This is a genomic window from Solibacillus sp. FSL R5-0449, from assembly GCF_037975215.1.
Classification (GTDB): Bacteria; Bacillota; Bacilli; order Bacillales_A; family Planococcaceae; genus Solibacillus.
This window is the reverse complement of record NZ_CP150239.1, coordinates 604,217-630,508: the sequence shown is the minus strand read 5'-3', so window position 1 is coordinate 630,508 and position 26,292 is coordinate 604,217. Positions and strand designations below refer to the sequence as shown.

Here is a 26,292-nt window from a genome sequence, read left to right as displayed (position 1 = left end):
AGTTCTCCTTTCTTATTTTAAATTTTAAAGCAAACTACTCTAGTTTCAGTCATTTCTTCAATAGTGAAAGGAACCCCTTCTCTCCCTATTCCGGATTTCTTCATTCCGCCAAATGGCATTGCATCGATTCTGAAGTCGCTGCTGTCATTGACCATCACACCACCGTAATTAAGGGTGTTCACCGCATGAAAGGCATTCTCAATATTTTTAGTGAAAATCCCTGCTTGAAGACCATAAGAAACATTATTCGCTTTTTCAATTCCTTCCTCTAAGTTAATGATTGGTTCAATAATTACTACTGGCCCAAAAATTTCTTGAGTAACGATTTCATGGTCAGGAGGAACATTCGTCAACACTGTAGGCAAATAATACGTTCCGTTACGTTTCCCCCCAATTAGACATTCAGCGCCGCATTCCTTTGCGCTTTCAACTAAACGTTCCACACGAATTGCTTCTTTCTCATTAATAAGAGGTCCCATATCCGAAGTTTCCTCTAATTTGGATCCGACTTTCATAAAACTTGTTTTTAAAACTAATTCATGTTTGAATTTATCAAAAATGTCTTCTTCAATGTAAACCCGCTGAACTCCTAGACAGTTTTGACCTGCTGCCCAAAAAGCTCCCGATACAATTGAGTTTACAGCTAAATTAAAATCAGCATCCTTTAAAACAATACAAGGTGAATTGGATCCCAATTCCATGCTGATTTTTTTCACTTTTGCTTTAGAAAAAATATCCTCGCCTGCTTCATAACCGCCCGTAAAGGTAATCATTCTAATGGCTTCATGTGTGACCAGCACTTCACCGATTTCTCTGGAAGATCCTGTAATGACGGATAACATTTCATTTGGCAATCCGCTTTCTTTAAACGCTCTGGCAAGTAAAAGGGCACTAAGAGGTGTTTCACTGGAAGGTTTTAAAATAATTGCATTCCCGCTTGCAATCGCAGGACCCAGCTTATGAGCAACCAGATTTAATGGGTCGTTAAACGGAGTAATCGCAACGATTAATCCAACGGGAACTTTCATATAATATCCTAATCGATTTTCATTCCCTTCCATTTGATCAAAAGGGATTGTTTTACCGTGAATTCTTCTTGCTTCTTCCGCACTGATTTTAATTGTTTCAATGCATCGTTTTACTTCTTTTTTAGCTTCTCTAATCGTTTTGCTGCTTTCATTCACCAATGTTGTTAGAAACAGATCTTGGTTTTCCTCAATCCATTTCACGACATTATTTAAAATCGTCATTCTTTCGTTAGTAGACAATTTCCTTGCAATTTCTGCCCCTTTTATTCCTTCCTCAATTGCCAGAGCCACATCTTCTTTACTTGCTGATGGAACTGTTGCAATCAATTCCTGATTTTCAGGGTTAAATACTTTAATTGTTTTCTCACGTTCTACCCAATTTCCCGCCACGAGCATCTTTTTGTTCTCATAAGTATTTATCAACTAACACACCACCCAATCTAGTATTATAGTTTTTTATAAGTCCACTAATTTTCAATTTTCTCTAATGCGGTTTTAGTTGGTAATAACGCATTGCTTGTAAAATACTTTAATAAAGTATGACAGAAAATTGTTACCCCAAGTGACAATGCTTTTTCATCAATGTCAAAAATCGGTGTATGAAGTTCTCTTTTTACATCATCGTCTATTGCACAACCTAAGAAGATCATTGCGCCTGGTACTTTATTTACCATATGAGAGAAATCTTCTCCACCTAAACCAAAAGGAATATTTTCAATGACCATGTTTGGAAGTGCTTCTTTTATGGAATCTCTAATGACTGCATTAACTTCCACGTTATTAAACAGGGCAGGCTCTCCTTCTATAATCTTCAGTTCGTAATCTCCACCGAAGAGGCGCGTAAGTTCAAATGAATTATACAGATGCTCTATTATTTCTTTTCTGACTTCCGGCTTGTAACTTCTTAACGTACCTGATAAATAGGCCTCTTTTGGTATGATATTACTTGCCGACCCGGCTTTAATTTCACAAATACTGATGACTGCCGCATCTAATGGTGACACTTTTCGGGATACAATTTGATTGATGGACTGAATCACTTGTCCAAGCAAAGAGATGGGATCAATCGTTAAATGCGGGTAAGCTCCATGACCTCCTGTACCGGATATCGTTGCTTCAAATACATCGACATTTGCCATACTGTAACCGTCATGAACTAAGACCGTACCGACTTCTTTTTCAGGGTTCATATGCAACGCCAATACACAATCCACATCCGCTAAAATACCGGATTCTATTAGATAAGGGGAGCCTGTTTTCCCGAATTCATCAACCGTTTCTTCAGCCGGCTGAAAAATAAATTTGACAGTACCATTTAAATCCAGTTCTTCGAATAGTTCACTCATAATCGTTGCGACACCTATTGCAATGGCTGTATGGGCATCATGTCCACAGGCATGCATGACTCCCGCGGTTTCTGAAGTATAGGAATGGGTATTTTCTTCCTGGATCGGCAAGGCATCAATATCTGCTCTAATCGCGATGGTTGGACCAATTCCTTTCGATAAAGTACCAATTACAGCTGTGGGCAGCCCTACTCCAACCTCTACTTTCACATTTTTGATTGTTGAAAGCTGGTTTGCGATAAACCTTGCTGAGTTGTATTCTTGAAAGCTTAACTCCGGATGCTTGTGAAGTTCCCGGCGCCATTCAATGATTTGATTACTTAGACTTTCCACTTTAGAAAGGACATTGTTATTCAAAATGATCATCTACTCCCCTAAAAAGTTTGTATAAAAAATCACTTTACTTTTTCTTTTGAATTTTCCAATAATTTAAAAGCTAACCGGGCTATTGCTGTATCTTGAATTCCTGTACCTGTTAAGTCACAAACTGTAATCTGTTCATCAGATACTCTTCCTTCAGTTTTTTCAGAAATGATATCTCCTAATTCGACTACACTTTGCAAATCAAAATCTGTCAGGTGTTCATTTGCATGGTGTAATTCTCCAAGACGGACGCACTGCTCCCGAATGTCACATGCTACTAAATCCGCCTTTGAAAATACTTCAGGTTCCAATTCCTGCTTATGTTCTGCATCTGATCCTACAGCAGTAATATGAACACCTGGGTGTAACCATTCAGATTTGATAAGCGGAACAGTAGCTGGCGTTGTCGTAATGACGATATCACTGTTTTTTACAACTGATTCAATATCTTGGTGAACTATCACCTGCTTGCCTAATGTGGCGGAAATATCTTCTGCATATTTCTTTGCAGCACGTTCATTTCTGCCAAAAACATGTACCGTATCGAAATCTCTAACTAAACTCAGGGCTTCAACCTGATATCTGGCCTGTACACCAGTTCCTATTACGCCTACACTGCTGATTTGTTGTTTTGCCAAATATTTTGCAGCTATTGCTCCCGCGATTCCTGTCCTCACATCCGTTAAATAACCATTGTCCAGGAAAATTGTTTTTAGCATTCCTGTTTGAGAACTGAACAACATCATTAATCCACTTAGACTTGGTAAATTTAATTTGTGATTATCGAAAAATCCTGAAGAAACTTTTAGGGCAAAAGAATCCAAGTCTTCAATCACCGCAGTTTTCACATCGATTTCACCTTGTACATTCGGAAAATCGAGTCTTAAAATCGGCGGTACTTGCACTTTTCCATCTGAATAGGCAGTAAACCCTTTTTCGATTTCTTCTATTGCTCTCGCATCTACTTTGATCACGTTTCTTATTTCATCCTCTAAGAAAACTTTCAACATCCTCACATCCTAAATTAATAGATTTTAGTGGTATTCTTTACAAATAATTGTCTAGGTACTGTAGCAAATACTTCAATACCTGTCTCGGTTACTCTAAATGATTCACTTAACTCCACTCCATATTTATCCAGCCAAATTCCCGGAATACAATGGAATGTCATGTTTGGCTGCAGGACTGTTTTATCACCTTGTCTTAAGCTGGCTGTGTGCTCGCCCCAATCAGGAGGATAATTTAATCCCATAGAATAACCTATACGTGATTCTTTTTCAAAACCGCTCTTAGAAATGGTTTTTCTCCAAACCTCTTCCACTTCTTCACATGTGATTCCTGGTTTAATCGCATCCAATGTCGTATTTAACCCTTCAATCACAACATCTGCCAAGTATTTAACTTTTGGATCTGGTTCACCGATGTAGACTGTTCTTGAAAGAGGTGCGTGGTAACGATTATAGCAACCTGCCAATTCTAAAATGACTGGAATATCGGACGGATATTTATTGTCAGTCCAAGTTAAATGTGGCGTTGATGTTCTTTCGCCTGCAGGTAATAAAGGCATGATAGCCGGGTAATCTCCACCAAACTCTACCGTACCGGAAATTTGAGCATGCATGATTTTTGCCACTACATCACACTCTCTTACTCCCTCTTCAATGGCTTCAATTCCTGTATTCATCGCATGATCTACAATTTTTGCAGCTTTTCTAATATATTCAATCTCATTATCCGATTTAATCAACCGTACATAATTAACTAAATTTGTAGCATCTTTAAATGTTGCTTGAGGCATTCCGAAAGATAATTGTTTATAACATTTTGCTGTAAAATAATACGTATCCATTTCTATACCGATAGTCGACTTATGTTTACCTATTTCCATCAGGAAATTGCAAACAAAATCCATAGGGTGTCTTTCTAATGATTGAACGTAATTGTCAGCATAAGGCAAAATATGATCATCATTCAGGAAAGTCGTAACTCTTGCCCCATTGGAATCCTGTCCTCTGCCGATCCAAAATGGCTCCTTTTCATCCAACAGTACAATTAGACATTGGTGTACATAAAACGACCACCCGTCATACCCAGTTAAATAGTTCATGTTCGCTGGATCTGTTACGATTAAAACTTCGATTTCTTGTTGAATCATTCTTTTTTTCGTTTCTTGCAGACGTTTTTGATACTCTGAAATTTCAAATACCGGCATTGTTTTTCCCCCTTTTATAATAAATCGATATTTATTTAATTCTATTTTCTGTAAACTTCTTATTCAATTCGTAATATTGTATAAAAATTATCTGATTTTTTTTACAATTTGACACATTGACTATTCCTGGTAAATAAACGATTGTAAGTTATAAACAGTTAAACAATCAAAAGAAGAGAGGTTTTATCTATGAATTTCGGGACAGAATTACTTACAGAGACATTAGAACTACAAGACTTCTATCTAGCCAGAGAAAGAATTGAACCCTATACTCAAAAAACTCCTTTAGTATATTCGAAGAAGTTGTCACAACTATTAAACGCCAATATTTATTTAAAATATGAGCATTTTCATGAAAGTGGTTCATTTAAATACAGAGGTGCCCTTAATGCGTTGAACAATTTAACCGAAGCACAAAAGCAGAAAGGTGTGATTACCTTTTCAACCGGTAATCATGGATATGCTCTAGCATTAGCGGCAAAAAAATTAAATATCCGTGCCATCGTCTGCGTATCTAAAAATGTTCCGCGGGCCAAAACGGATCGAATGGTAGATTTGGGAACGGAATTAGAAATTTACGGTAATAGCCAGGATGAAGCGGAGGCACGCTGCTATGAACTGGCGAAGAGTGAAGGTTTTATGATCATCCCCCCTTTTGACCATTTGGATATTATCGCGGGGCAAGGAACTACAGCTTTAGAGATAATAGAAGATCTTCCAATTACGACCGACGTCATTGCAGGTTTATCCGGTGGAGGTCTGGTCTCCGGAATAGGGGCTGTCATGAAAAAAATCAACCCTAAAATTGGTGTCATTGGTATATCCATGGAGCACGGTGCTGCAATGCATGAAAGCTTAAAACAGGGTCGCCCGACAATCGTCGATGAACCATTTTCATTGGCAGACAGCTTATTAGGAGGAATTGGGGACAATAATCAATATACATTTAACTTTGTAAAACAATATATGGATTACAGTATTTTGATTTCCGAAGAACATATAAAAATGGGTATGGCCTATCTATATAAGGAACATAAAATTGCTGTGGAAGGGGCTGCGGCTGTAGGGGTCGGCGCACTGTTAAATAATAAAGTACCCGTTAAAGAAGGGGCAAACGTTGTTGTTATCATCAGTGGTTCCAACGTGGATTTAGATGCCCATTACGAGGCTGTCCGTGCTTATTTAGATTAAATCTATCAGAATTTCATAAATCATTCATGATCTTTCTACTGTCTTTTTCCATACCACTAATGATGAAGGAGCGTTCTTTCTATGAAAATTCGAATCGAAAAAGATTTTTTAGGAACAATGGAAATCCCTGCAGATCAATATTATGGAATTCAAACAATGCGCGCTATTCAAAACTTCCCGATTACCGGATTAACCGTTGACCGGGAATTGATTCGGGCTATGGCAATTGTCAAAAAATCCAGCGCACAGGCCAATGTAAAAGTAGGAAATTTAGATAAGGTCATTGCCTGTGCCATTATTCAAGCAGCTGATGAAATTATTTTGGGACAATGGCATGACCAATTCGTAGTAGATCCGATTCAAGGAGGAGCCGGCACCTCTTTAAATATGAATACTAATGAGGTAATCGCTAACCGGGCATTAGAAATTATAGGTTATGAAAAGGGCAACTATGCGAAAGTCAGCCCTAATTCCCATGTCAATATGGCTCAATCCACAAATGATACATTCCCTACCGCAATTCATATTTCAACTGTCCATTTATTAATCGAATTATTAAAAGTAATGGAATACATGGTTTCGGTTTTTGATTTAAAAGCAAAAGAATTTGATCACGTCATTAAAATGGGACGAACGCATTTACAGGATGCTGTTCCGATTCGTCTCGGGCAGGAATTCCTTGCTTATGCGAAAGTGCTGCGTCGAGATATGAAACGAATTTCCCAGTCAAAGGAAGACTTATATGCCATTAACTTAGGAGCAACTGCAATCGGCACTTGCCTAAATGCCGATGCCGCCTACATTAAATCAGCGGTAGAATTTGTAGCAGAAAATACTGGTCTGCCGTTCACTCAATGCGAAAATCATGTAGACGGGACTCAAAATACAGATATTTATACAGAAGTTTCAAGTGCACTGAAAATCTGTATGTTGAACATGTCGAAAATTTGTAATGACCTTCGTTTAATGGCATCCGGTCCGAAAACAGGATTTGCCGAAATTTTACTGCCTGAGCGTCAACCTGGTTCTTCCATAATGCCTGGTAAAGTAAACCCTGTCATGCTGGAAGTAATTAACCAGATTGCATTCCAAGTTGTCGGGAATGATGCGACGATTAGCATGGCTTCCGAAGCGGGACAATTCGAATTAAATGTTATGGAGCCTGTGCTAGTGTATAACTTATTACACTCAATCCGCATTATGTCGAACGGCTTCACAGCTTTCACAAACTACTGTCTAATGGACATTAAAGCAAATGAAACAATATTACGTGATAATGTCGAACGCTCAATTGGGGTTGTTACAGCAATCGCTCCTTATATAGGCTACGAAATGGCTTCCAACTTAGCAAGAGAAGCATTAATAACCGGTGAGTCAGTTCGATCCCTTTGTTTAAAACAAGGATTATTCACTGAAGCCCAAATCGATATTATGTTAGACCCTTTCAGGATGACGACATTGCAGGCAAAGTAAATTTACTTTTAGACTACTAATTGATGAAGAACGACAGGAATTTCCTGACAGATGCTCTCGAATCTTTATATATTTAAATAAACAACGGCTTGAACCTATATTATGAAGGATTCAAGCCGCCGTATTTGTCTGTACCTATTACATACGTAATAACAGAGAGAATAATTTTTTTTATGCATTTGTCACTTCCACACGGTTTCGCCCGTTCTTTTTGGCTTCATATAATGCTGCGTCCGCTTTTTCCAATATAATTTTTGGCTGATCCCCGTGCAACGGATAATTTGCGATTCCGGCTGAGAATGTAATTTCTTCCCCCGTTGGACTAATAAGCCGTGAAATATCCTCCCGGAGTGCTTCTATCCGGCTATAGGCGTTACCTACCGTCTCTTCGGAAAACAGAAGTATAAATTCTTCCCCACCATAACGACAAGCTAAATCTTCTGCACCAACAACTTCTTTTAATTTATCCGCTATAAACTGTAATACCTCATCCCCTATAGTGTGACCATAAGAATCATTGACTTTTTTAAAGTAATCCACATCTAAAATTACTAATGTATATGGCTTTTGCTGTTCGGTCCATAAGTTAATTATTTTATCGAAAGTTCGGCGATTCAACAGCTTTGTTAACGGATCTGTTGAGGATTCTTTTTTAAGTGTATTGACTTGTCCATGTAAAATTGAAAAGCTTTGAATAAGAGCTTCCCGGATTTTATAAACTTCAAAATACCATGCGCGAATGTCTTTGAGTTTGTTCATCTCCTGCTCCTGTGCACTGTTCCCTGCTATTTCCGCCATACTTTGAAGTGGACGGACAATACGTGTTGCAAGAATAAAAACGAAAATAGTTGAGAGAATAAGAAATGGTAAACCTCGCGTAAAAACATCCGATACTTGTTTTCCCACAGCATTTATTGCTTCATCATATGGTGTCTGAACTACAATTCCCCAACGTGTTCTTTCCGTGGAGCTATACCCGGCAAGCATTGGCTGATCAAGAGCATTGACAATTTCCTTTGCTCCGCTTTTTTTCTCTAGCAGATCTTCTACAATATCATTTTGCGAGACATTTTCCCCTAGTCGTGCTTTGTCCGGGTGATAAATGATTTTTCCATTTTTATCAACAACATATACATAAGAACCGTTTTCATAAGGGTGCCGACCTAAAACCATTTCAAAAATGTCCGACTCATGCAAATAAATCGTCCCGTTCACAATCCCTTTAAATATGCCTTCTTTATTATAAACGGGCATGGAGAGAAGAATGAGTTCATGACCAGTCGGTGACATATAAGGATCGGTAATATAAGCCGCACGCCCTTTTAGCACATCAAGCCCTTCTTTTGTTGTTATCTTACTACCAGCCAGACCAAGATCTTGTGGTGCATTGACTAAAATATTCGCACTTGCATCCACAACAACAACTGAATTAAATGTATTTTCCTGCGAATAAAGACGGTTAACCTCTTGTTGCAGATTTTCCATATTATTAAAGTCTTCACCAATTTCTGCTGCACTATAACGCAGAACCCGGTTTGTATCACCGATGAATTGGTCAATAGTTTCAGATAATTTCAAAGCATATACACGGTTATTTTCCAATGCCTGTTCTTCCATAAATTTCACATTTCCTTGATAGCTACTATACGTACTGACAATAGCCGAAAGTAAAAAGGCAAGGGAAATAACCGCGACAATTAAGTATTTTAATTTCATATATTTTTTTAATGAAATCATGCAGTTCTCCTTAAGAATAAAATATTTTTAAGTTTGTTGCATTCTACATTTTGATTAACATTTAAGTCCAAGCAAAATTAAACTAAATAAAAATCTGCTTAATTTATACATACAAACTTTGTATAATTTCAGCATACCATTTCTTGGTCATTTATCAATTAACTGGAACCCTATCTGTAGATTTAAATAATTTTTACTATTCTTTTATGCAAAAATATAAAAACTCTACACAGCAAAGCCATGTAGAGTAATATTTCTTCTTACTTGTAAAGGGAGATGTGTTTTCTAGTTATGCATATGTCACTTCCACACGGTTACGCCCGTTTTCTTTCGCTTGATATAAAGCTTCATCCGCTTTTGCAATAATGTCTTTTAGTTCATCACCATGTAGCGGATAATTTGCAATACCAGCCGAAAATGTTAGAGGTTTCCCTTCAGAACTGATAATTTGCTGAACACTTGCCCGAAGCGATTCAACACGTTCATAAGCCTCTTCAATCGTTGTTTCTGTAAAGACAAGAATAAATTCTTCTCCCCCGTAACGACATGCCAAATCATCTTCTTGTAGCGATTCTTTTAATTTGCTTGCTAAAGCTTGCAGTACTTCATCTCCTGCAATATGCCCGTACGTATCATTAATAGCTTTAAACCAGTCCACGTCCAACATGACGAGCGTATAGTTTTTTTGCTGATCTGAAAACACTTTAACTCTCTTTTCAAAAGTATGGCGGTTCAATAGCTTAGTTAGTGAATCTATTGATGTTTCTTCTTTCAGTGTATTCACTTTACCATGTAAAACCGAAAAACTATGGATGAGTGCTTCTTGTATTTTATACACTTCGTAATACCATGCCCGGATTCCCTTCAGCTTTTTCATCTCTTGATCTTTCACACTGTTTTCCGAGATTTCCGCTATTTTTTCAAGGGGACGAACAATATGGCTGGCCAATAAAAATACGACAATTGTAGAAAATATAATGAAAGGTAAACCGATTTTAAATACACTTACCACTTGTTGCCCTACCATACTAAGTGCTTCATCATACGGTGTTTGGACAATAATCCCCCAACGTGTTTTTTCACTTTGGCTATAACCCGCGAGCATCGGCTGGTCAAATACATTCACAGCTTCTAAAGCACCATGTTTTTCTTTTAATAATTGAACAACTACTTCGCTTGTAGAAGCATCTACCCCTAATCTATCTTTTTGAGGATGATAAATAATTTTCCCTTTATTATCGACAACGTACACATAAGACCCATTTTCATAAGGGTGCTCACCTAAAATCGATTCAAAAATATTGGAATCATAAAGGTAGATAGTACCGCTTAAAACCCCTTTAAATTCGCCAATTCCATCATAAATAGGCATTGAAATGACGATTACTTTACGTCCTGTCGGCGAAACATATGGATCCGAGATAAAAGGTTCATGCTTATTATAATTTTCCAGTCCCTTTATGGAGAGAACCTTCTTTCCAGCTTCACCAAGAGATTCCGGTGCATTCACCATAATATTGCCTTCCGCATCAACAATGAGCACAGAGCTGAATGTATCCCCTTGTAAATAAAGACGGTTTGCTACTTCCTGCAATTTATTTCTATTTTCAAAGTCATAGGCAAGCTCTGCTGCATTATAACGCATCGTGTTTGATGAATTAATAATAAATTTATCGACTGTTTCCGCCAATTTCAGCGCGTACACCCGATTATTTTCCAGTGTCTGTTTTTGCATTAACTCCATATTCCCTTTGTAGCTGCTGTAAACACTGATAAGCGTTGAGAGTACAAAGGCAAGAGCAATGACTGATATGAATAAATATTTTAATTTAATGAAATTCCGTAGCGAAAACATTACAATCTCCCATTCCAAATATAGACAGATATATTTGATTTAATATAATTGCTAGTATTATAACATAGCAGCACTAATCAGATAGCAGTTTATGGAACATATTTATGACAATCCTGTTGGGAAATTGTGATTTCAACCAGTAAAAAAGCACCACCAAATCATTTCTTGATTTGGCGATGCTCCTATCTAAAAATTATTTGAACTCAATTGAATCCGGTGATGCTCCTTTTGTATACGTAATGTTCGCATCGGATGGCAGATTACGTATCTCTTTTACATTGTTGCCTTCAATAATGATCTTACCGATTTTTGTTCCTTTAAAATCAATTATCGCATTTCCTTTTTTCGGACTGATCGTCACCGTTTTATCTGCAAAACCTGTTCCGTGGAATTCCGCATATTCACTGAATACCGCAATCCCGTTTTTAATATCTGTGTTTTCACCTAATGTAAGTGAAATACTAGGGCGGTTCATAATTAGCTTGCCTGTTTTATAGTTTTTATAGTTATATATGTCTTCCGGAATAATTGGCTCCGGTGTTTCTTCTTTTCCATACTTCAAATCAATTTGAACTAATACAGGATCGTGGTCTGATGCGCGGCCCTGTGCTTCAGTAAAGTTCGCATTAATATGAATCATATCAATTTCAGTTACTTCCGCAAGATTATTAGAAACTAAAATATGATCAAGCACTTGGTTATTTCCTTGGAAATAGTAGCTGAAGCGATCTTCCACTGGAGCCTTGTCCACCATATTCGTTAAAACGTTCCCTTTTAATGCTTGAAGAGCCGGTGTAAATTCAAAGTCATTCATATCACCTGCTACAACAATATTTATTTCTGGATTTTTGGCAAGTCCATCAACGATAAAGTCATTGATTACTTGGGCAAGCTCAATACGTTCTGCTTCAGACCCTAAAACTGGTGGCTGTTTTGGGCCCCATAATGAATCGTCTCCACCTTTAGAATTTAAATGTGCGCCAATCACAACAACGCGTTCTTCCTGGAATTCAAATTCTGCCGCAATCGGTTTACGTGTATCTTCAAACTTTGAAGGATTCACAAAACCTGGATTCAATGCAAGACTGCCTTCTTCTGTCCATTCATTCGCCTGAGTACCTGTTCCTCTTGTCCCGTCAACAAGTGAAACTCGTTCCGGATTGTACAAGTACCCTACACGGATATTTCCGCCTGGTGCACCACCGCTTGTATTATTTATCGGCATAACATCGATCCAGTCATACGCAGGACCACCAGCAGCTGTTATTGCATTGATTAAACGCATATAACTTTCCGATGCATCGGAATTTCCTGAATCTGTTTGTCCGTCATTATCCTGTACTTCCACTAATGTAATAATGTCCGGTGACTTCATATTGTTTACGAAAGTTGAAGCAATTTTCGCCGCTTTTTCATCGGATGTATTATCCTTGTTATTTGAGAAGTTTTCGATATTATATGCTGCAACATTCAACTTGTTCTCAACCGGTTCGAGATGTGTTACTTCCTGCTCAATGTTCCCCTTCGTTACTTCCGGGAAAAATTTATTCGTATTCAGTCGGTAACCGTCAGAAAAGTTTTCCACAAAACCGATCAGCGCATCATTAAAACGGTCGCCTGATTCATAGTTTTTTCCTGATACTCCTTCAAGCATAATCTTTTCAGGATTGTAATCATCGGCAGCGATATTTAGACCGCCATTATCGTTAAACGTATTGTTTGTTGTATTAGGAACGACAATTGGTGAATCATTGTTATACATCGGTCCTACTACTCTTGCATCAGGGAATGACATAAGCATATATTCGATTGACTCCCAAAAGTCGATTCCGTCTTCTTTTGGATCAAAAATTGCAAAACTGTCATTATCGATAATTTTGTTAGGCGGGGTTAAATCTTCACCGATCACAAGTGTTTCAGGAACAGTATCCGTACCTGTTTTTACAACCGTTACGGCTGCAATCTGCGTATCTTTTAAACGCGTATTGCCGCCAACCTCATTTACAATACCCGTTACTTTCACTGCATCTCCTGCCGTTACACCATGCGAGGATTTGTTCACTTTAATTGCAGTTGATTTCACACCATCGAACAGTGTATTTTCCTGCATAATGAAGTTCGAACTATCAATTACAAATGTAACAATTCCGTCAACATCATTCACTTGTAATCCTGCATAAGGCGAAGTATGACTTGCCCCTTGAATGTCACTGATTGTCGCATTTTCCAGATTAATGATTTCATAAACGAATGTTGCAACCGCGCTGCCCGTTAAGCCTTCTTTGACTCCAATAGCTTTAATCGTCATCCGGTCATTGATTGTAATAGGTTCCGTATATACTGTACTTGCTGTAGTAGGTAGTGAACCATCCACTGTGTAATAAATTTTCGCACCTTCAGTAAGTGTAGATAGTGTTACACTCGTGCCGGCTGTTACATAGCCTGAATGTGAAGCTTGGATATCCTGTACTTTAGACGTATCTTCAATAATACGGATTGGAAGAAGCTGATGGTTAGTAAACTGACCAACAATCCCTGTAATTTCTCCGTACGTTTTTCCACTTACTAAACCTGAATCTCTTAATTTATCATAAATTGCAAATGTACCGGCTGCATCTGATCCCGTAAAGTTTTGCCCTGAACCAGTAATCGCTACATCTTTTAATGTTACTAATCGCGATTCATTATCTTCTGAAATACCCTTACTTGTTACAACTTGCGGCTCTGGTAATGTCGCCGCTGATTTACTAATAAGAGAAATCTTCGTTAGCTGTTTAAGCCCGCTGTATTCATCAACTTTCCCTTGAACCGTAACAAGCTCTCCTACATTTGCTGAAAGGCTGTCCGCAGGGTAAATTGCAATTGCTGCGCCCGTTTCATCCTGGATATGTGCTGTCGCTGTTTCCAGTTTTGCTGTGACAATACCCGAAACGATTACTTCATCGCCGATAGCTTTATTGCGTGCTTCTTCAATAGAAATAGCTGTTGGCGCTGATTTAATTGTGTAGGTAAATGTTGCAACTTCGCTATCATCCAAATCTGCTGCTGTTGCAAATGCTTTAATCGTTGTCGGTTCATTGATTAAAATATCTGATGATGCATTATAAACTGCGCTTTCTGTCGTTGGTTCAGTACCATCTGTTGTGTAATAAATCGTTGCATCTGTTGTAGCCGTTGACAAAGTTACTTTTGTTCCTTCATATACTTCTCCGGCTGTTGGGGAAGCTTTAACAGTTGCTACCTGTGTTGGTTCTTCCGGATCAGATGTATCATCAACAAATTGAATGAGCGTAAGAGGTGCTTTTAAACCTGCATGGTTACCAAAGTATTTTTCCAGCGAACCTGTAATTACTACTTTTTTGCCAAGGTTGCCAGGATTCGATTTCAATCCAAATTCAGCTCTAATTGCAGCGGGTGAACTTGGTAATTGAATGTAAAGCATTTTTGCTAAATCTGTTTCCTCTGGCGTATCCGCTATGGCAATATTCGTATCGGTTTCTGCTTCTTTTAAAACAGAAGTTTCACTTTTCACAAACCCTACTATATAACCCTCTACTGTTACACCAGGTATAGCTGAAGCGGGATTAAACTGACCGATCGCGTCTCCAACTCCAATAGCACCTGTTGTCTCTGCCTTCGCAACCGCAAAGTGAGGCAAAATCATGGAAATTACAAGTAAAAATGATAAAGCAATTTTGGAAACGAAATGGAATCCACTATTTTTCATTTGATTAGCTCCTTATTATTTTTTAGCTTGTTCTGTAAAAACTTCCGTTTAATTTATAACTGTCTCGCCTTCTACTGTTAATCCATCAATATTAATATTTACATATGGCGCATTAATGACGAGGTTGCCTGTAATCGTCCCATTTCCACCAGTTGGCGCAAATGAATACGTCCCCGTTGCTGTAGGATCATTGATTGTCACATTTCCTGTTAATGTATGGCCATTGAAATCAAGATTCACAAGACTCGTCAGATTAATGTCACCCGTTATCGAAGCCAACAATTTGATTGTTTCTCCCTTTTTGGCTGTTTTTAACGCTTCATTCAGTTCTGTTAAAGTCTTTACATCCAGCTTATTGTCGTTCGCCGGCGGATTCGATGTATCCTTTCCCCCACCCGTGTTCGGTGTTCCCGGATCTGGTGTCGGCTTGTTTGGCACATTTCCTACAATCACCACACCTATTTTTGAAGCGACTGCAGCATAGTTTTGGATGATTTTAGTTGCTATTGAATCTTTCGGGATTTGCAGTTCATTTATTTTCAAATTGCCATCGATCATAATTTGAGCTGCGGGATTGTTAACTGTTAATGTATTCACAGTCCCACCCCCTCTTAGAAACAGTTCTACTGGGGGGATTAACACTATTTGACCAAACGTTGCATCCCCTCCAATCTCCAGTTTTGTTGCTGACTCCACGATTACTCGTGAAAATATCCCGTTCAGCATGATAGAGGTAACCGTTGCTGTCACATTGACCTGGGGAATTGCTCTATCTGACTCAAGAGTAACTGCATTACGTTTTACCTGAACTATATCAGCAAGAGAGTTTTTCAAAATCAATTTAGGACCCGCTTTTCCATCATCAGCAAATTTATTATTGATTGAAGCGGTTGAACCGACTACCTGATTATCAACAATTAAATCACCTGTAATTTTTGCACCTTCAAATTCCACCTCTGACATTACAGCTGAAGTGACTGTAGCATTCCCTGTTAATGATACATTTTTTACCGATACATAATCAGCATTGATTATTAACGATCCGATTGTTGCCGTTGAATCAAACACAACAGGGGATTCGGCTGTCCCTGATTTATATATTGTTACGTTATCAATTTTAGTAAGGACGCCATTTTCAACAGTTGCTGTAATTACAGCACCCGCTAAAGCAGTTTTGTTTTTCTCAGTAAAGATTGAAGATATAGAAGAATGGAGTGAATAGTCAGAACCGTTAATAACAACCCCTGAAGCTGTATAATCTTCCACTTTAAATGTGACACTTTGAGCAGGTTGTGGCTTTTGATTTGTTACTGCTTCTGCGCGTGTGATAAACGCGGCCATTTGTCCACGTGTCACATTGGAAGACCCATCAAATAATGTAGCAGTCTTACCCGTTGTAACTTTGTTTTCAAATAAAGCTGCAATTGCTTCTTTATAATCTGTACGCACATCTGTAAAAGGAAGGGAATCTATATTTACAGCTTTTAAATTTAAAGCATTAGCAATAATTTTTGCAACGTGATTACGCTGAATATTTGCGCCTTGGCGGAATGTCCCATCTTCATAACCATCGATAATCCCAGCCTGTTTTAAGGCTGCAATCGCTCCATAATACTGGTGAGATGCAGGGATATCTTTAAAATTAGGATTCTTTACATTCTTTGTATCTAACTGCAGGACGCCCGCAATAATTTTTGCCGCTTGTCCTCGCGTCAAATTTTGTCCTGGTTTAAAAGTACCATCTTGGAAACCGTTAATAATACCTCGTTCACTTAGACTTTGAATTGCATCATAAAATTGATGAGAGGCTTTGACATCATTAAAACTACTTGCTTCTGGTGCGGTAGGTGCCACTACCACAATTGCTGATGAAGCAACTGCCATTGCTGTTATTGCTTTAAAATACTTCGAAGATTGCCTTTTACTCATAATTATAAAAATACCTCCACTCCGATTTTGTAATTCTTTTAATTGAGAATATAGTAGATTTTTCCTCACTATATTTCTATTAACAAAATAATTCTAACAGATTAATGCCAAAAACTATGTAAATTAATGTTAAAAATGTTTTTTTGAGTATAATTATCTATGAGCATAAAAAATTCCATTAGTTAGAATTAACTAAAAATTTATGATAAGGTAATATTTATGAAAAACAATTCAGTTTTAATAGGCGCAAAGGAGCTTGATAATGATGAGAAATATTCCATATTTAGTGGATGGTGACTGGTTACAGGCACGACTAGATGACCCGAACTTACGCTTAATCGATGCATCAACATTCTTAAAAATTCCTGAAGGTGAAGGGTTTCCAGAACTTTGGTCCGGCTTTGAGGCTTATAAAGAAGAACATATTCCAGGAGCCGCTTATGCTGATTTACTGAAGGATTTCACTAACCCTGAAGGAAAGGCACCATTTACAATTGCAACAAGAGAGCAATTTCTAAGAGCTGTGGAACCTTTAGGAATTACCGAAGAAACTTATGTAGTTATTTATGACCGCGGCCCTTTAGTAAATGTTGATATTTTAGCATCCGACTGGTCAGCACGTTTACGCTGGCAGTTAAAGTATGAAGGTTTTGATAATGTAGCTGTACTCGATGGCGGATTCCGCAAGTGGAAGCTGGATGGTCGTCCAACTGAATCAGGAATCTCCAACTATGAACCTGCGCCATTTCCAGGAGAACGCCGTGAGCATCTGATCGTATCAAAAGAAGAGGTAAAAGCAGCTTTAGGGGATGAAAATACTGTATTGATCAACAGTTTGTCAGAGGCAGACTTCCGAGGTGAAACAACAACATACCCGCGCCCTGGTCATATTCCAGGAAGCAAGCATGCCTTTTTCGGATCTCATTCAAATCCGGAAACACGTTTACTGAACGATGATGCTACATTACGCGCTACGTTTGAAAAATTAGGGGCGCTTGATCCTTCTAAAAAAGTGATTACTTATTGCGGTGGCGGAATTGCTGCAACTTGGAATGCATTATTGCTGAATAAATTAGGCCAGGAAAATGTGGCAGTTTATGATGGGTCGTTGAATGAGTGGGCGGCGGATGAGAGTTGTCCGTTGGTGACTGGATAAGTAATGCGTATTTATAATATTTATTAATAAAAATAGCCCCTTTTGTACAAAATAGCTGGTTCTATATACCAGAAATGCACAATTGGGGCTTTAAGTTTAGATTACTCTATTTAAGTGAATGAAAGCTTTATTTTAGTCTTTTCAATAACTGTTGTTTTTCTTTTCCGTTTGGCAGTTCTTGTACTAATTTCATCGCTAAGTTCCGGTTAGCTTTTGTTTTTTTCTTTTCATAATTGGCTACACGTGTTTTCGCTTTAGCTGTATTATTGTTGACCGTTTTCTGAATTCTTTTTTCCAGCAGTTCACGCTGTTTTTCATCAAATACAGATTGAATAGCCTTTACTGCTTTATTGTAATTTTTCAGTGTTTGGACTTTTTCATATGCTGCAATATTCGTCTTTGCTGTTTTTACAGCAGTTTGTACTTGCTTTGCTAACTTTTCGAGTAGCTCAGTTTTAATTTTGGAATCTGGTAAGCTATTAATGGAAAAGTTCGTATAACTATATTGATTTTTGGTAGGGTTCTTTTCAAATTGTGCTAAACTGTCAATTGCATTTTTCGCAAACTCTTTTAGTGCCACATTTAGCGTTTCTTCTAGATCCTTCTTCTTATTTAATGAAGGTAATTTATTTAATTCTACCTCTGCCTTTTTATAGTTATAGACTGTTTTATTTTTAGTAAAGGTTCTTACTGCATTTGTTGCAGGTTCAAGTAGTCTCTCAATAACAGCATCTGCTTCTTTTTGCTTTTGTTCTTTTACATCAGCAGCAACCAGTTTTGCTAATAGTGCTTGTAATTCATTCCAAAGTTGTTCAGTAGGTTCTTTTTCAAGGGTACCTAATAATTGATCGATTTCTTTAATAACCGTTTGCTCTGCTTTATTTTGTTCATTTTTTAAAGCTAGTTTTTCAATCGAGTCAGGCATTGAATCAATTTTTTTATTCAAAGCTTCAGCAGATAATCCACTATTCAAAAATCCCTCTACAACTTGAAAATTCGGAAGTCTGTATTTAGGCAGCCCATACCCGTATAAAGCATCCAAACCCACATCGCCTAAGTCTTCTGCAATATAACGCAAACCTTCGCGCAATTCAGTAGGGGTTGCATATGGATATTGTTCCATCAACAATGCTAACATTCCCGTTATATGTGGTGTCGCCATCGAAGTACCATTGTATGTAGCATATTGTCCGTTTAAATATGTACTGTAAATTTCTTCTCCCGGTGCTGCAAAATCATTCGTATCACCCGTTCCGCTAAATGAAGAACGTTTGAAATAACGATTAATTGAGGTAACTGATATTACTTCCTCATGCCGTGCCGGGTAATTAATCGTATTTCCCGTTCCGTTATCATTTCCTTCATTGCCACTCGCTGCAACAATCAGTAAACCATGTTCAGATGCCTTTTTAATCCCTTCATGCAAGGATTTCGCATATTCCAAATCTCCAAAGCTCAAATTAATGATATCCATATGATTATCGATCGCCCAGTCGATTGCCTGTAACACAACTCGAACATCACCAACCCCATCACTCTTTATCGCCTTTACTGCATAAACATCAGCATTTGGTGCAACTCCTGCTACACCAACTCCATTATGCTTTCCTGCAATAATTCCTGCAACATGGGTTCCATGGCCATGGTCATCATCATAACTTTCCCCGACAAATGATTTGCCACCCGCAATCGTCAGGTCCGAATGGTTAGCTACCCCCGAATCAATAATGGCTATTTTAACCCCTTTACCTGTATAGCCATGACTCCAGCCATTTTGCACATCCATTGCCTTCAAATTCCAGCGCTCTAATTCAGCGGAAGACAAATTCGCAACTTTAAATTGATTTTGCAGGGTGAATTGTTGGTTTTCTTCGTAAAACTCGATATGCCCTTCGCTTTTAAGATTTTTTAACCGTTCATTTGAAATTTTTACAGCCACCATTGGTAAATGTTCAAACTCTTCTATGACAGCATCAGCATTTTGAATGATTATTTGTTTGCTGGTTTCTGTTGGGTATTTTACAATAACGCTTTTTTGAAATTCTGTTGACGATGCTTCTGCTATAGGTGTTGGACTTATTATAAAACTCCATGCAAATAACATCAGTAAGAACATTATTTTTCTCACATTTCTACCTCAATTCTACTTTATATATAACATATCATATCTCTTAGAGAGTTTAGTACTACTATAATATTATTTTTTAGTTTAAATACGTTCCATTTCATAAAGCACATATTACGTCTCTCTTTCATGAATATAAAAAACTTCATATGGTTAATAAAATATATAAAATTTTTTCTTACATCTTTAATTTCACTATCATCATTAATTTAATCATCTCTCATTAATCACTCCAATTGCCATGCATTTAGAAACTTTTCACTACCCATCTTGGGAATGCCTGACCAATTAAAAATAGCCCTAATCCTTCAAAAGGATTAGAGCTAGGCAAACTAGAATAACTATTCTATGAATAGAATAATATATAGGATAATGACTGTTTTAGAGAATGGAAAAGAGAGTCACCCCAAAATAATTCGATATCCTACTAATAAATTAAATATTAACTACTAAATAAATTTAACAAGACCATTCTGAATTATAAAATTTATCCCCATAATTAAATTAGTTGCAACTTGTACTTCACTTTCTTCCTCTACTAATTTGGTTACTAATGGGGCATCCACATTTTCAGCTGCTTGGTAATATTGTGTTTGATCGGGCTTGATTGTTGTATTGGTTGTCCATCCCCCTACTCCCGTCACCGTTCCTTGACCAGTTACCACCCAAACTGTTGGTTGACCGTAGCTTTCAGTATCGTTTGTTACAGTCCCAGTTACTGTTAGTATTGAGTTTGAGAGGCCTGTTGCAGTACCTTTAGATACTTCAATTCCACCAAATTCATTTTCACTAACTGTTGTTGTTCCTGTTAACTCTACTGCAGATCCGTTTACTAAAATACCGCCATCTGCTCCTACTGTCGTTACATTATTAAGCGTCACGTTAGTTGCGTCATAAACCTGGATTCCGTAAACGCCCTGCCATCCCAGTTCACCTGCCATTTTTACTGTTAAGCCATTCAGTACTACATCATCTGCTGTTACTAAAACCCCTTGTCTTTTTCCATTTGCTAATGTATTAAGGGCTGTTGTGAAAGACAACGTCTTTCCCTCACCATTGATTGTTACCTTGCGGTTTACATGTAGCGCTTCTGTGATATCCAAAATATCTTCTGTAATGTTGATTGTTGTAATCTCTTCATTCGCTAATGCTAATTTTAATTCGTCAAGATTTTTTACATTTGCAGTTGTTGCTACTGGGGCATCCGCATTTTCAGATACTTGGTAATACTGTGTTTGATCGGGCTTGATTGTTGTATTGGTTTTCCATCCCCCTACTCCCGTCACCGTTCCTTGACCAGTTACCACCCAAACTGTTGGTTGACCGTAGCTTTCAGTATCGTTTGTTACAGTCCCAGTTACTGTTAGTATTGTGTTTGAGAGGCCTGTTGCAGTACCTTTAGATACTTCAATTCCACCAAATTCATTTCCACTAACTGTTGTTGTTCCTGTTAACTCTACTGCAGATCCGTTTACTAAAATACCGCCATCTGCTCCTACTGTCGTTACATTATTAAGCGTCACGTTAGTTGCGTCATAAACCTGGATTCCGTAAACGCCCTGCCATCCCAATTCACCTGCCATTTTTACTGCCAAGCCATTCAGTACTACATCATCTGCTGTTACTAAAACCCCTTGTCTTTTTCCATTTGCTAATGTATTAAGGGCTGTTGTGAAAGACAACGTCTTTCCCTCACCGTTGATTGTTACCTTGCGGTCTGCATGTAGCGCTTCTGTGATATCCAAAATATCTTCTGTAATGTTGATTGTTGTAATCTCTTCATTCGCTAATGCTAATTTTAATTCGTCAAGATTTTTTACATTTGCAGTTGTTGCTACTGGGGCATCCGCATTTTCAGATACTTGGTAATACTGTGTTTGATCGGGCTTGATTGTTGTATTGGTTTTCCATCCCCCTACTCCCGTCACCGTTCCTTGACCAGTTACCACCCAAACTGTTGGTTGACCGTAGCTTTCAGTATCGTTTGTTACAGTCCCAGTTACTGTTAGTATTGTGTTTGAGAGGCCTGTTGCAGTACCTTTAGATACTTCAATTCCACCAAATTCATTTCCACTAACTGTTGTTGTTCCTGTTAACTCTACTGCAGATCCGTTTACTAAAATACCGCCATCTGCTCCTACTGTCGTTACATTATTAAGCGTCACGTTAGTTGCGTCATAAACCTGGATTCCGTAAACGCCCTGCCATCCCAATTCACCTGCCATTTTTACTGCCAAGCCATTCAGTACTACATCATCTGCTGTTACTAAAACCCCTTGTCTTTTTCCATTTGCTAATGTATTAAGGGCTGTTGTGAAAGACAACGTCTTTCCCTCACCGTTGATTGTTACCTTGCGGTCTGCATGTAGCGCTTCTGTGATATCCAAAATATCTTCTGTAATGTTGATTGTTGTAATCTCTTCATTCGCTAATGCTAATTTTAATTCGTCAAGATTTTTTACATTTGCAGTTGTTGCTACTGGGGCATCCGCATTTTCAGATACTTGGTAATACTGTGTTTGATCGGGCTTGATTGTTGTATTGGTTTTCCATCCCCCTACTCCCGTCACCGTTCCTTGACCAGTTACCACCCAAACTGTTGGTTGACCGTAGCTTTCAGTATCGTTTGTTACAGTCCCAGTTACTGTTAGTATTGTGTTTGAGAGGCCTGTTGCAGTACCTTTAGATACTTCAATTCCACCAAATTCATTTCCACTAACTGTTGTTGTTCCTGTTAACTCTACTGCAGATCCGTTTACTAAAATACCGCCATCTGCTCCTACTGTCGTTACATTATTAAGCGTCACGTTAGTTGCGTCATAAACCTGGATTCCGTAAACGCCCTGCCATCCCAGTTCACCTGCCATTTTTACTGTCAAGCCATTCAGTACTATATCATCTGCTGTTACTAAAACCCCTTGTCTTTTTCCATTTGCTAATGTATTAAGGGCTGTTGTGAAAGACAACGTCTTTCCTTCACCGTTGATTGTTACCTTGCGGTTTACATGTAGCGCTTCTGTGATATCCAAAATATCTTCTGTAATGTTGATTGTTGTAATCTCTTCATTCGCTAACGCTAATTTTAATTCGTCAAGATTTTTTACATTTGCAGTTGTTGTTACATTTTTCACTTCTAACGGAATAACTGCAACACTACTATTTGTTCCACCATTAATAACCGCAAAGGCTTTTAATTTTACAAGGCCGTCTCCTGTTACAGGAATAATTGCTTCACCATTTGTCACTGTCACAGAATCTGAACTTGTTGTTGGAGTTGACCCATCTAAAGTATAATAAACTGTATCTCCTGTTGTTACAGATAATTTTATTGTATCACCTGATGTAATTGTAGAATCTCCAATTAATATTGGTGTAGATGCTGTTTGTCCATTTTCTTCAGCCTCTAATGTAATTATTACTTCTTTCGCGGCACCCTCTACAGTAAATGTTCCTTCTACTGTTTTGTAACCTGCTTTTGTTACTGTATAACTATAGATACCATTAGCTAGTTTTGATAAATCAGTAACTTCGTTGCCTGCACTATCCCTTACTACAATTGTTGCCCCGTCCGCACTTGTAAATGTTACTGGGTATGTTGCTACTGGAACTATGTCAGCCTCTAATGTAATTACTACTTCTTTAGCTGCACCTTCTACAGTAAATGTTCCTTCTATTGTTTTGTAACCTTCTTTTGTTACTGTATAACTATAGATACCATTAGCTACTTTTGTTAAATCAGTAACTTTGTTGCCTGCACTATCTCTTACTACGATTGTCGCCCCATCCGCACTCGTAAATGTCACTGGGTAAGTTTCCAAAATTTCACTTTTCGAAATGGTAACTGGTACGTATTTGGCTTTTACATCCTTTGAAGTCGCTATAACAAATGCCTTTTCATATAATCCTGCTTTAGGATTAGTGATTTTTTCATCAACAATAGTAACCGTGATAGCCTCTCCCGCATCAATTGCCGTATTTAAATAAATTACAAGATCATGGTGACCTGAGATAGTACTGTTTTGAATATGAATTCTAGATTTAACGCTTTCTGTATCTGCAGTATTAGCGCTGATATCGCTGTTAGCTAATTGGCTTAAATCAAAATCTTTTGATGAAATAATAAGTTGGTCTCCTTCAACTAAAGCCGTAGTCGGAGTAATAACAAAAGTCCATTCCCCTTTGCTATCTTCTGTTGCATCATTTGTACTTACAGTAGCACTTTGTACAATTGTAGATTCAGTTATCGCTACTAGCGCTGCAATCGCATCAGTAATTGCTTTTGCCGCCGCTAATTTTTCAACATCTGTTGTTGCTAAACCTGCTGCTGCCACTGCATTTGTTACTGCACGGTATGAGGATGGAGTGTAGTCCGTTGCTATTAGCTTTGATGCCGCGAACTTCGCTGCCGCTAATGCGTCCGCACCTGGTGTTGGTGTTTGTACATTTCCACCAGCACCACCACCAGCACCACCGCCTCCTCCTCCACCTGTACTAGGTGCACCTGCATTCGGCGCTGTCCCAACAATGACATTCACAATTTGTGACGCTATTGCCGCAAAGTTTGAAACAATTCCTGCAGCTGTTGAGCCAGATGGGACAGTCAATTCATTTATTTTCAAATTTGTACCAACTGTTATTTGTGCAGCTGGATTTGAAACTGCCAAAGCCTCTACTGTCCCTGAAATTTTTAAGGCAAGTTCTGCCGCAGTTGTTAATAATAGCTGTGCGATATTAGCATTACCTGTCAATTCCAGTTTCGCTGTCGATTCAATCGTAACTTTTGAAACTGTTCCATCGACATTGATTATTGAAACTGAAGCAGCTACTGTAATTTCAGTAATTACGGAATCCGATTCAATAGCAATATCGTTACGCTTTACATGAACTTTTCCGGCTTTAAAATTTCTTAATTTTACATTCGGTCCTTTTTTCTCTTCGTTGGCAAACTTATTATCTAACGAGGCAATTTTACCGAAAATTGCGTCATCTATGATTAAATCTCCTTTAACTGTAGTGCCATCTAACTCGACTGAATTTTCAACATTTGTTGTTACGGTTGCGTTACCTGTTACTGTCAATCCAGAAACGAATACATAATCAGCATTAATCGTTAGTGCATTAATTATTGCATCAGACTTGAAAACTACTGCCTTATCTACTGTACCCGCATTATTCAGTATTAGAGAATCAATACTTGTAATAACACCATTTGTAACTGTAGCGACAATGGAAGCGTCATTTAATGCTTCTTTATTATCCTCTGTAAATATTGATTTCACAGAATTATCGTATGAATAAGTTGTTCCATTCACAACAAGACTGGCTGTTGTGTAATCATCCAGTTTGAAAGTTACAGTTTGAGGTGTTTCAGGAGTTGATGAAACTACAGCTTCTGCACGTGTAATAAATGCTGCCATTTGACCACGTGTTACATTAGAAGCACCATCAAATTTAGTAGCTGTTTTTCCTGTTGTTACTTTATTTTCATATAGAGCAGCAATTGCTTCTTTATAATCTTCACGTACGTCTGTAAATGGTAATGCATCAACATTAGTAGATTTTAAATTTAATGCATTGGCAATAATCTTCGCTACGTGATTACGTTGGATATTTGCTCCTTGGCGGAAAGTACCATCTTCATAACCATCAATAATACCTGCTTGTTTTAACGCAGCAATTGCTCCGTAGTATTGATGATTACTTGGGATATCTTTGAAGTTGGGATTAACTACATTAGTTGTATCTAAACCTAGTACACCAGCAATAATTTTTGCTGCTTGACCACGCGTCAAGTTTTGTCCTGGTTTAAATGTACCATCTTGATAACCATTAATGATGCCACGATCACTTAAACTCTTAATTGCATCAAAAAATTGGTTTGATGAAGATACATCTTTGAATGAACTTGCTTCAGGTGCGATTGGTGCGGCAACTGCTACAACTGAAGCTGCAACCGCTGCTGCTGTTGTAGCTTTTATGAACTTCGATTTTTGTCTTTTATTCATACCTAAATAAATACCTCCAATTTCCTAAAATAATAGTAAATTTCCACCAATGGTGAATATAATCCATTGTACCCTATTATTTACCAATTTTCTATGTTATTGGATTTTTATTTATTTTTGTTAGGATAATTTTCACTATAATTAA

At 37.9% G+C, this 26,292-nt stretch carries 13 protein-coding genes; 3 read left to right on the top strand and 10 right to left on the bottom strand.

What is annotated here, in order from left to right; translation table 11 throughout:
* Nucleotides 1–17: 17 nt before the first annotated feature.
* The 4 genes from MKY27_RS03070 to MKY27_RS03055 all read right to left on the bottom strand — a co-directional run bounded on the left by MKY27_RS03070 (nt 18) and on the right by MKY27_RS03055 (nt 4,949).
* Complete coding sequence (locus MKY27_RS03070; protein ID WP_339199622.1) at nt 18–1,424, bottom strand: aldehyde dehydrogenase family protein; 1,407 nt, start codon at nt 1,422–1,424, stop codon at nt 18–20.
* A gap of 71 nt (nt 1,425–1,495) precedes the next feature.
* Nucleotides 1,496–2,740 (bottom strand): M20 family metallopeptidase, encoded by a 1,245-nt coding sequence (locus MKY27_RS03065; protein WP_339197620.1) that lies wholly within the window; start codon nt 2,738–2,740, stop codon nt 1,496–1,498.
* A 29-nt stretch (nt 2,741–2,769) separates the two neighbouring features.
* The gene (locus MKY27_RS03060) at nt 2,770–3,747 is read right to left on the bottom strand and encodes a cyclodeaminase (RefSeq protein ID WP_339197618.1); all 978 of its coding nucleotides are present in this window, start codon (nt 3,745–3,747) and stop codon (nt 2,770–2,772) included.
* Between the two features lie 14 nt (nt 3,748–3,761).
* Nucleotides 3,762–4,949, bottom strand: a complete 1,188-nt coding sequence (locus MKY27_RS03055; RefSeq protein WP_339197616.1) for a M24 family metallopeptidase — start codon at nt 4,947–4,949, stop codon at nt 3,762–3,764.
* Between the two features lie 189 nt (nt 4,950–5,138).
* On the opposite strand from MKY27_RS03055, the gene MKY27_RS03050 reads away from it, so the two are divergent.
* Together MKY27_RS03050 and MKY27_RS03045 are read left to right on the top strand one after the other, a co-directional pair.
* Nucleotides 5,139–6,140: a pyridoxal-phosphate dependent enzyme gene (locus MKY27_RS03050; RefSeq protein ID WP_339197613.1), complete on the top strand. Its 1,002-nt coding sequence runs from the start codon at nt 5,139–5,141 to the stop codon at nt 6,138–6,140.
* An 81-nt stretch (nt 6,141–6,221) separates the two neighbouring features.
* A complete protein-coding gene (locus MKY27_RS03045; RefSeq protein ID WP_339197611.1) occupies nt 6,222–7,613 on the top strand; it encodes an aspartate ammonia-lyase in 1,392 nt (463 codons plus the stop codon).
* Between the two features lie 171 nt (nt 7,614–7,784).
* Here MKY27_RS03045 and MKY27_RS03040 read toward each other — a convergent pair whose 3' ends face one another.
* From MKY27_RS03040 to MKY27_RS03025, 4 genes are all read right to left on the bottom strand, one after another.
* On the bottom strand, nt 7,785–9,350 hold the full coding sequence (locus MKY27_RS03040; RefSeq protein WP_339197608.1) for a sensor domain-containing diguanylate cyclase: 1,566 nt from the start codon (nt 9,348–9,350) through the stop codon (nt 7,785–7,787).
* Between the two features lie 289 nt (nt 9,351–9,639).
* The gene (locus tag MKY27_RS03035) at nt 9,640–11,085 is read right to left on the bottom strand and encodes a sensor domain-containing diguanylate cyclase (RefSeq protein WP_339197605.1); all 1,446 of its coding nucleotides are present in this window, start codon (nt 11,083–11,085) and stop codon (nt 9,640–9,642) included.
* A gap of 313 nt (nt 11,086–11,398) precedes the next feature.
* Nucleotides 11,399–14,932 carry a chitobiase/beta-hexosaminidase C-terminal domain-containing protein gene (locus MKY27_RS03030; RefSeq protein ID WP_339197603.1) on the bottom strand — a complete coding sequence of 1,178 codons (3,534 nt, stop codon included), beginning with the start codon at nt 14,930–14,932 and terminating at the stop codon, nt 11,399–11,401.
* Nucleotides 14,933–14,980: 48 nt separating this feature from the next.
* Entirely contained in the window at nt 14,981–16,861 is a 1,881-nt protein-coding gene (locus MKY27_RS03025) for an S-layer homology domain-containing protein (protein WP_339197600.1), read from the bottom strand.
* 265 nt (nt 16,862–17,126) lie between these two features.
* Between MKY27_RS03025 and MKY27_RS03020 the strand changes: the two genes are divergently transcribed.
* Nucleotides 17,127–18,017, top strand: a complete 891-nt coding sequence (locus MKY27_RS03020) for a sulfurtransferase (protein WP_339199619.1) — start codon at nt 17,127–17,129, stop codon at nt 18,015–18,017.
* Nucleotides 18,018–18,144: 127 nt separating this feature from the next.
* Here the strand turns inward: MKY27_RS03020 and MKY27_RS03015 are convergent, their stop codons facing one another.
* Nucleotides 18,145–20,145, bottom strand: a complete 2,001-nt coding sequence (locus tag MKY27_RS03015) for a S8 family serine peptidase (RefSeq protein WP_339197598.1) — start codon at nt 20,143–20,145, stop codon at nt 18,145–18,147.
* A gap of 446 nt (nt 20,146–20,591) precedes the next feature.
* Nucleotides 20,592–26,147 carry a pectate lyase-like adhesive domain-containing protein gene (locus MKY27_RS03010; RefSeq protein WP_339197595.1) on the bottom strand — a complete coding sequence of 1,852 codons (5,556 nt, stop codon included), beginning with the start codon at nt 26,145–26,147 and terminating at the stop codon, nt 20,592–20,594.
* Between the last annotated feature and the right edge of the window lie 145 nt (nt 26,148–26,292).

Bases quoted from the DNA above. Each gene is read 5' to 3' on its own strand.
- MKY27_RS03050 (WP_339197613.1), top strand. From the start codon at position 5,139: ATGAATTTCGGGACAGAATTACTTACAGAGACATTAGAACTACAAGAC.
- MKY27_RS03060 (WP_339197618.1), bottom strand. From the start codon at position 3,747: ATGTTGAAAGTTTTCTTAGAGGATGAAATAAGAAACGTGATCAAAGTA.
- MKY27_RS03030 (WP_339197603.1), bottom strand. From the start codon at position 14,932: ATGAAAAATAGTGGATTCCATTTCGTTTCCAAAATTGCTTTATCATTT.
- MKY27_RS03040 (WP_339197608.1), bottom strand. From the start codon at position 9,350: ATGATTTCATTAAAAAAATATATGAAATTAAAATACTTAATTGTCGCG.
- MKY27_RS03045 (WP_339197611.1), top strand. From the start codon at position 6,222: ATGAAAATTCGAATCGAAAAAGATTTTTTAGGAACAATGGAAATCCCT.
- MKY27_RS03010 (WP_339197595.1), bottom strand. From the start codon at position 26,147: ATGAATAAAAGACAAAAATCGAAGTTCATAAAAGCTACAACAGCAGCA.
- MKY27_RS03025 (WP_339197600.1), bottom strand. From the start codon at position 16,861: ATGAGTAAAAGGCAATCTTCGAAGTATTTTAAAGCAATAACAGCAATG.
- MKY27_RS03065 (WP_339197620.1), bottom strand. From the start codon at position 2,740: ATGATCATTTTGAATAACAATGTCCTTTCTAAAGTGGAAAGTCTAAGT.
- MKY27_RS03055 (WP_339197616.1), bottom strand. From the start codon at position 4,949: ATGCCGGTATTTGAAATTTCAGAGTATCAAAAACGTCTGCAAGAAACG.
- MKY27_RS03070 (WP_339199622.1), bottom strand. From the start codon at position 1,424: ATGCTCGTGGCGGGAAATTGGGTAGAACGTGAGAAAACAATTAAAGTA.
- MKY27_RS03035 (WP_339197605.1), bottom strand. From the start codon at position 11,085: ATGCAAAAACAGACACTGGAAAATAATCGGGTGTACGCGCTGAAATTG.
- MKY27_RS03020 (WP_339199619.1), top strand. From the start codon at position 17,127: ATGAGAAATATTCCATATTTAGTGGATGGTGACTGGTTACAGGCACGA.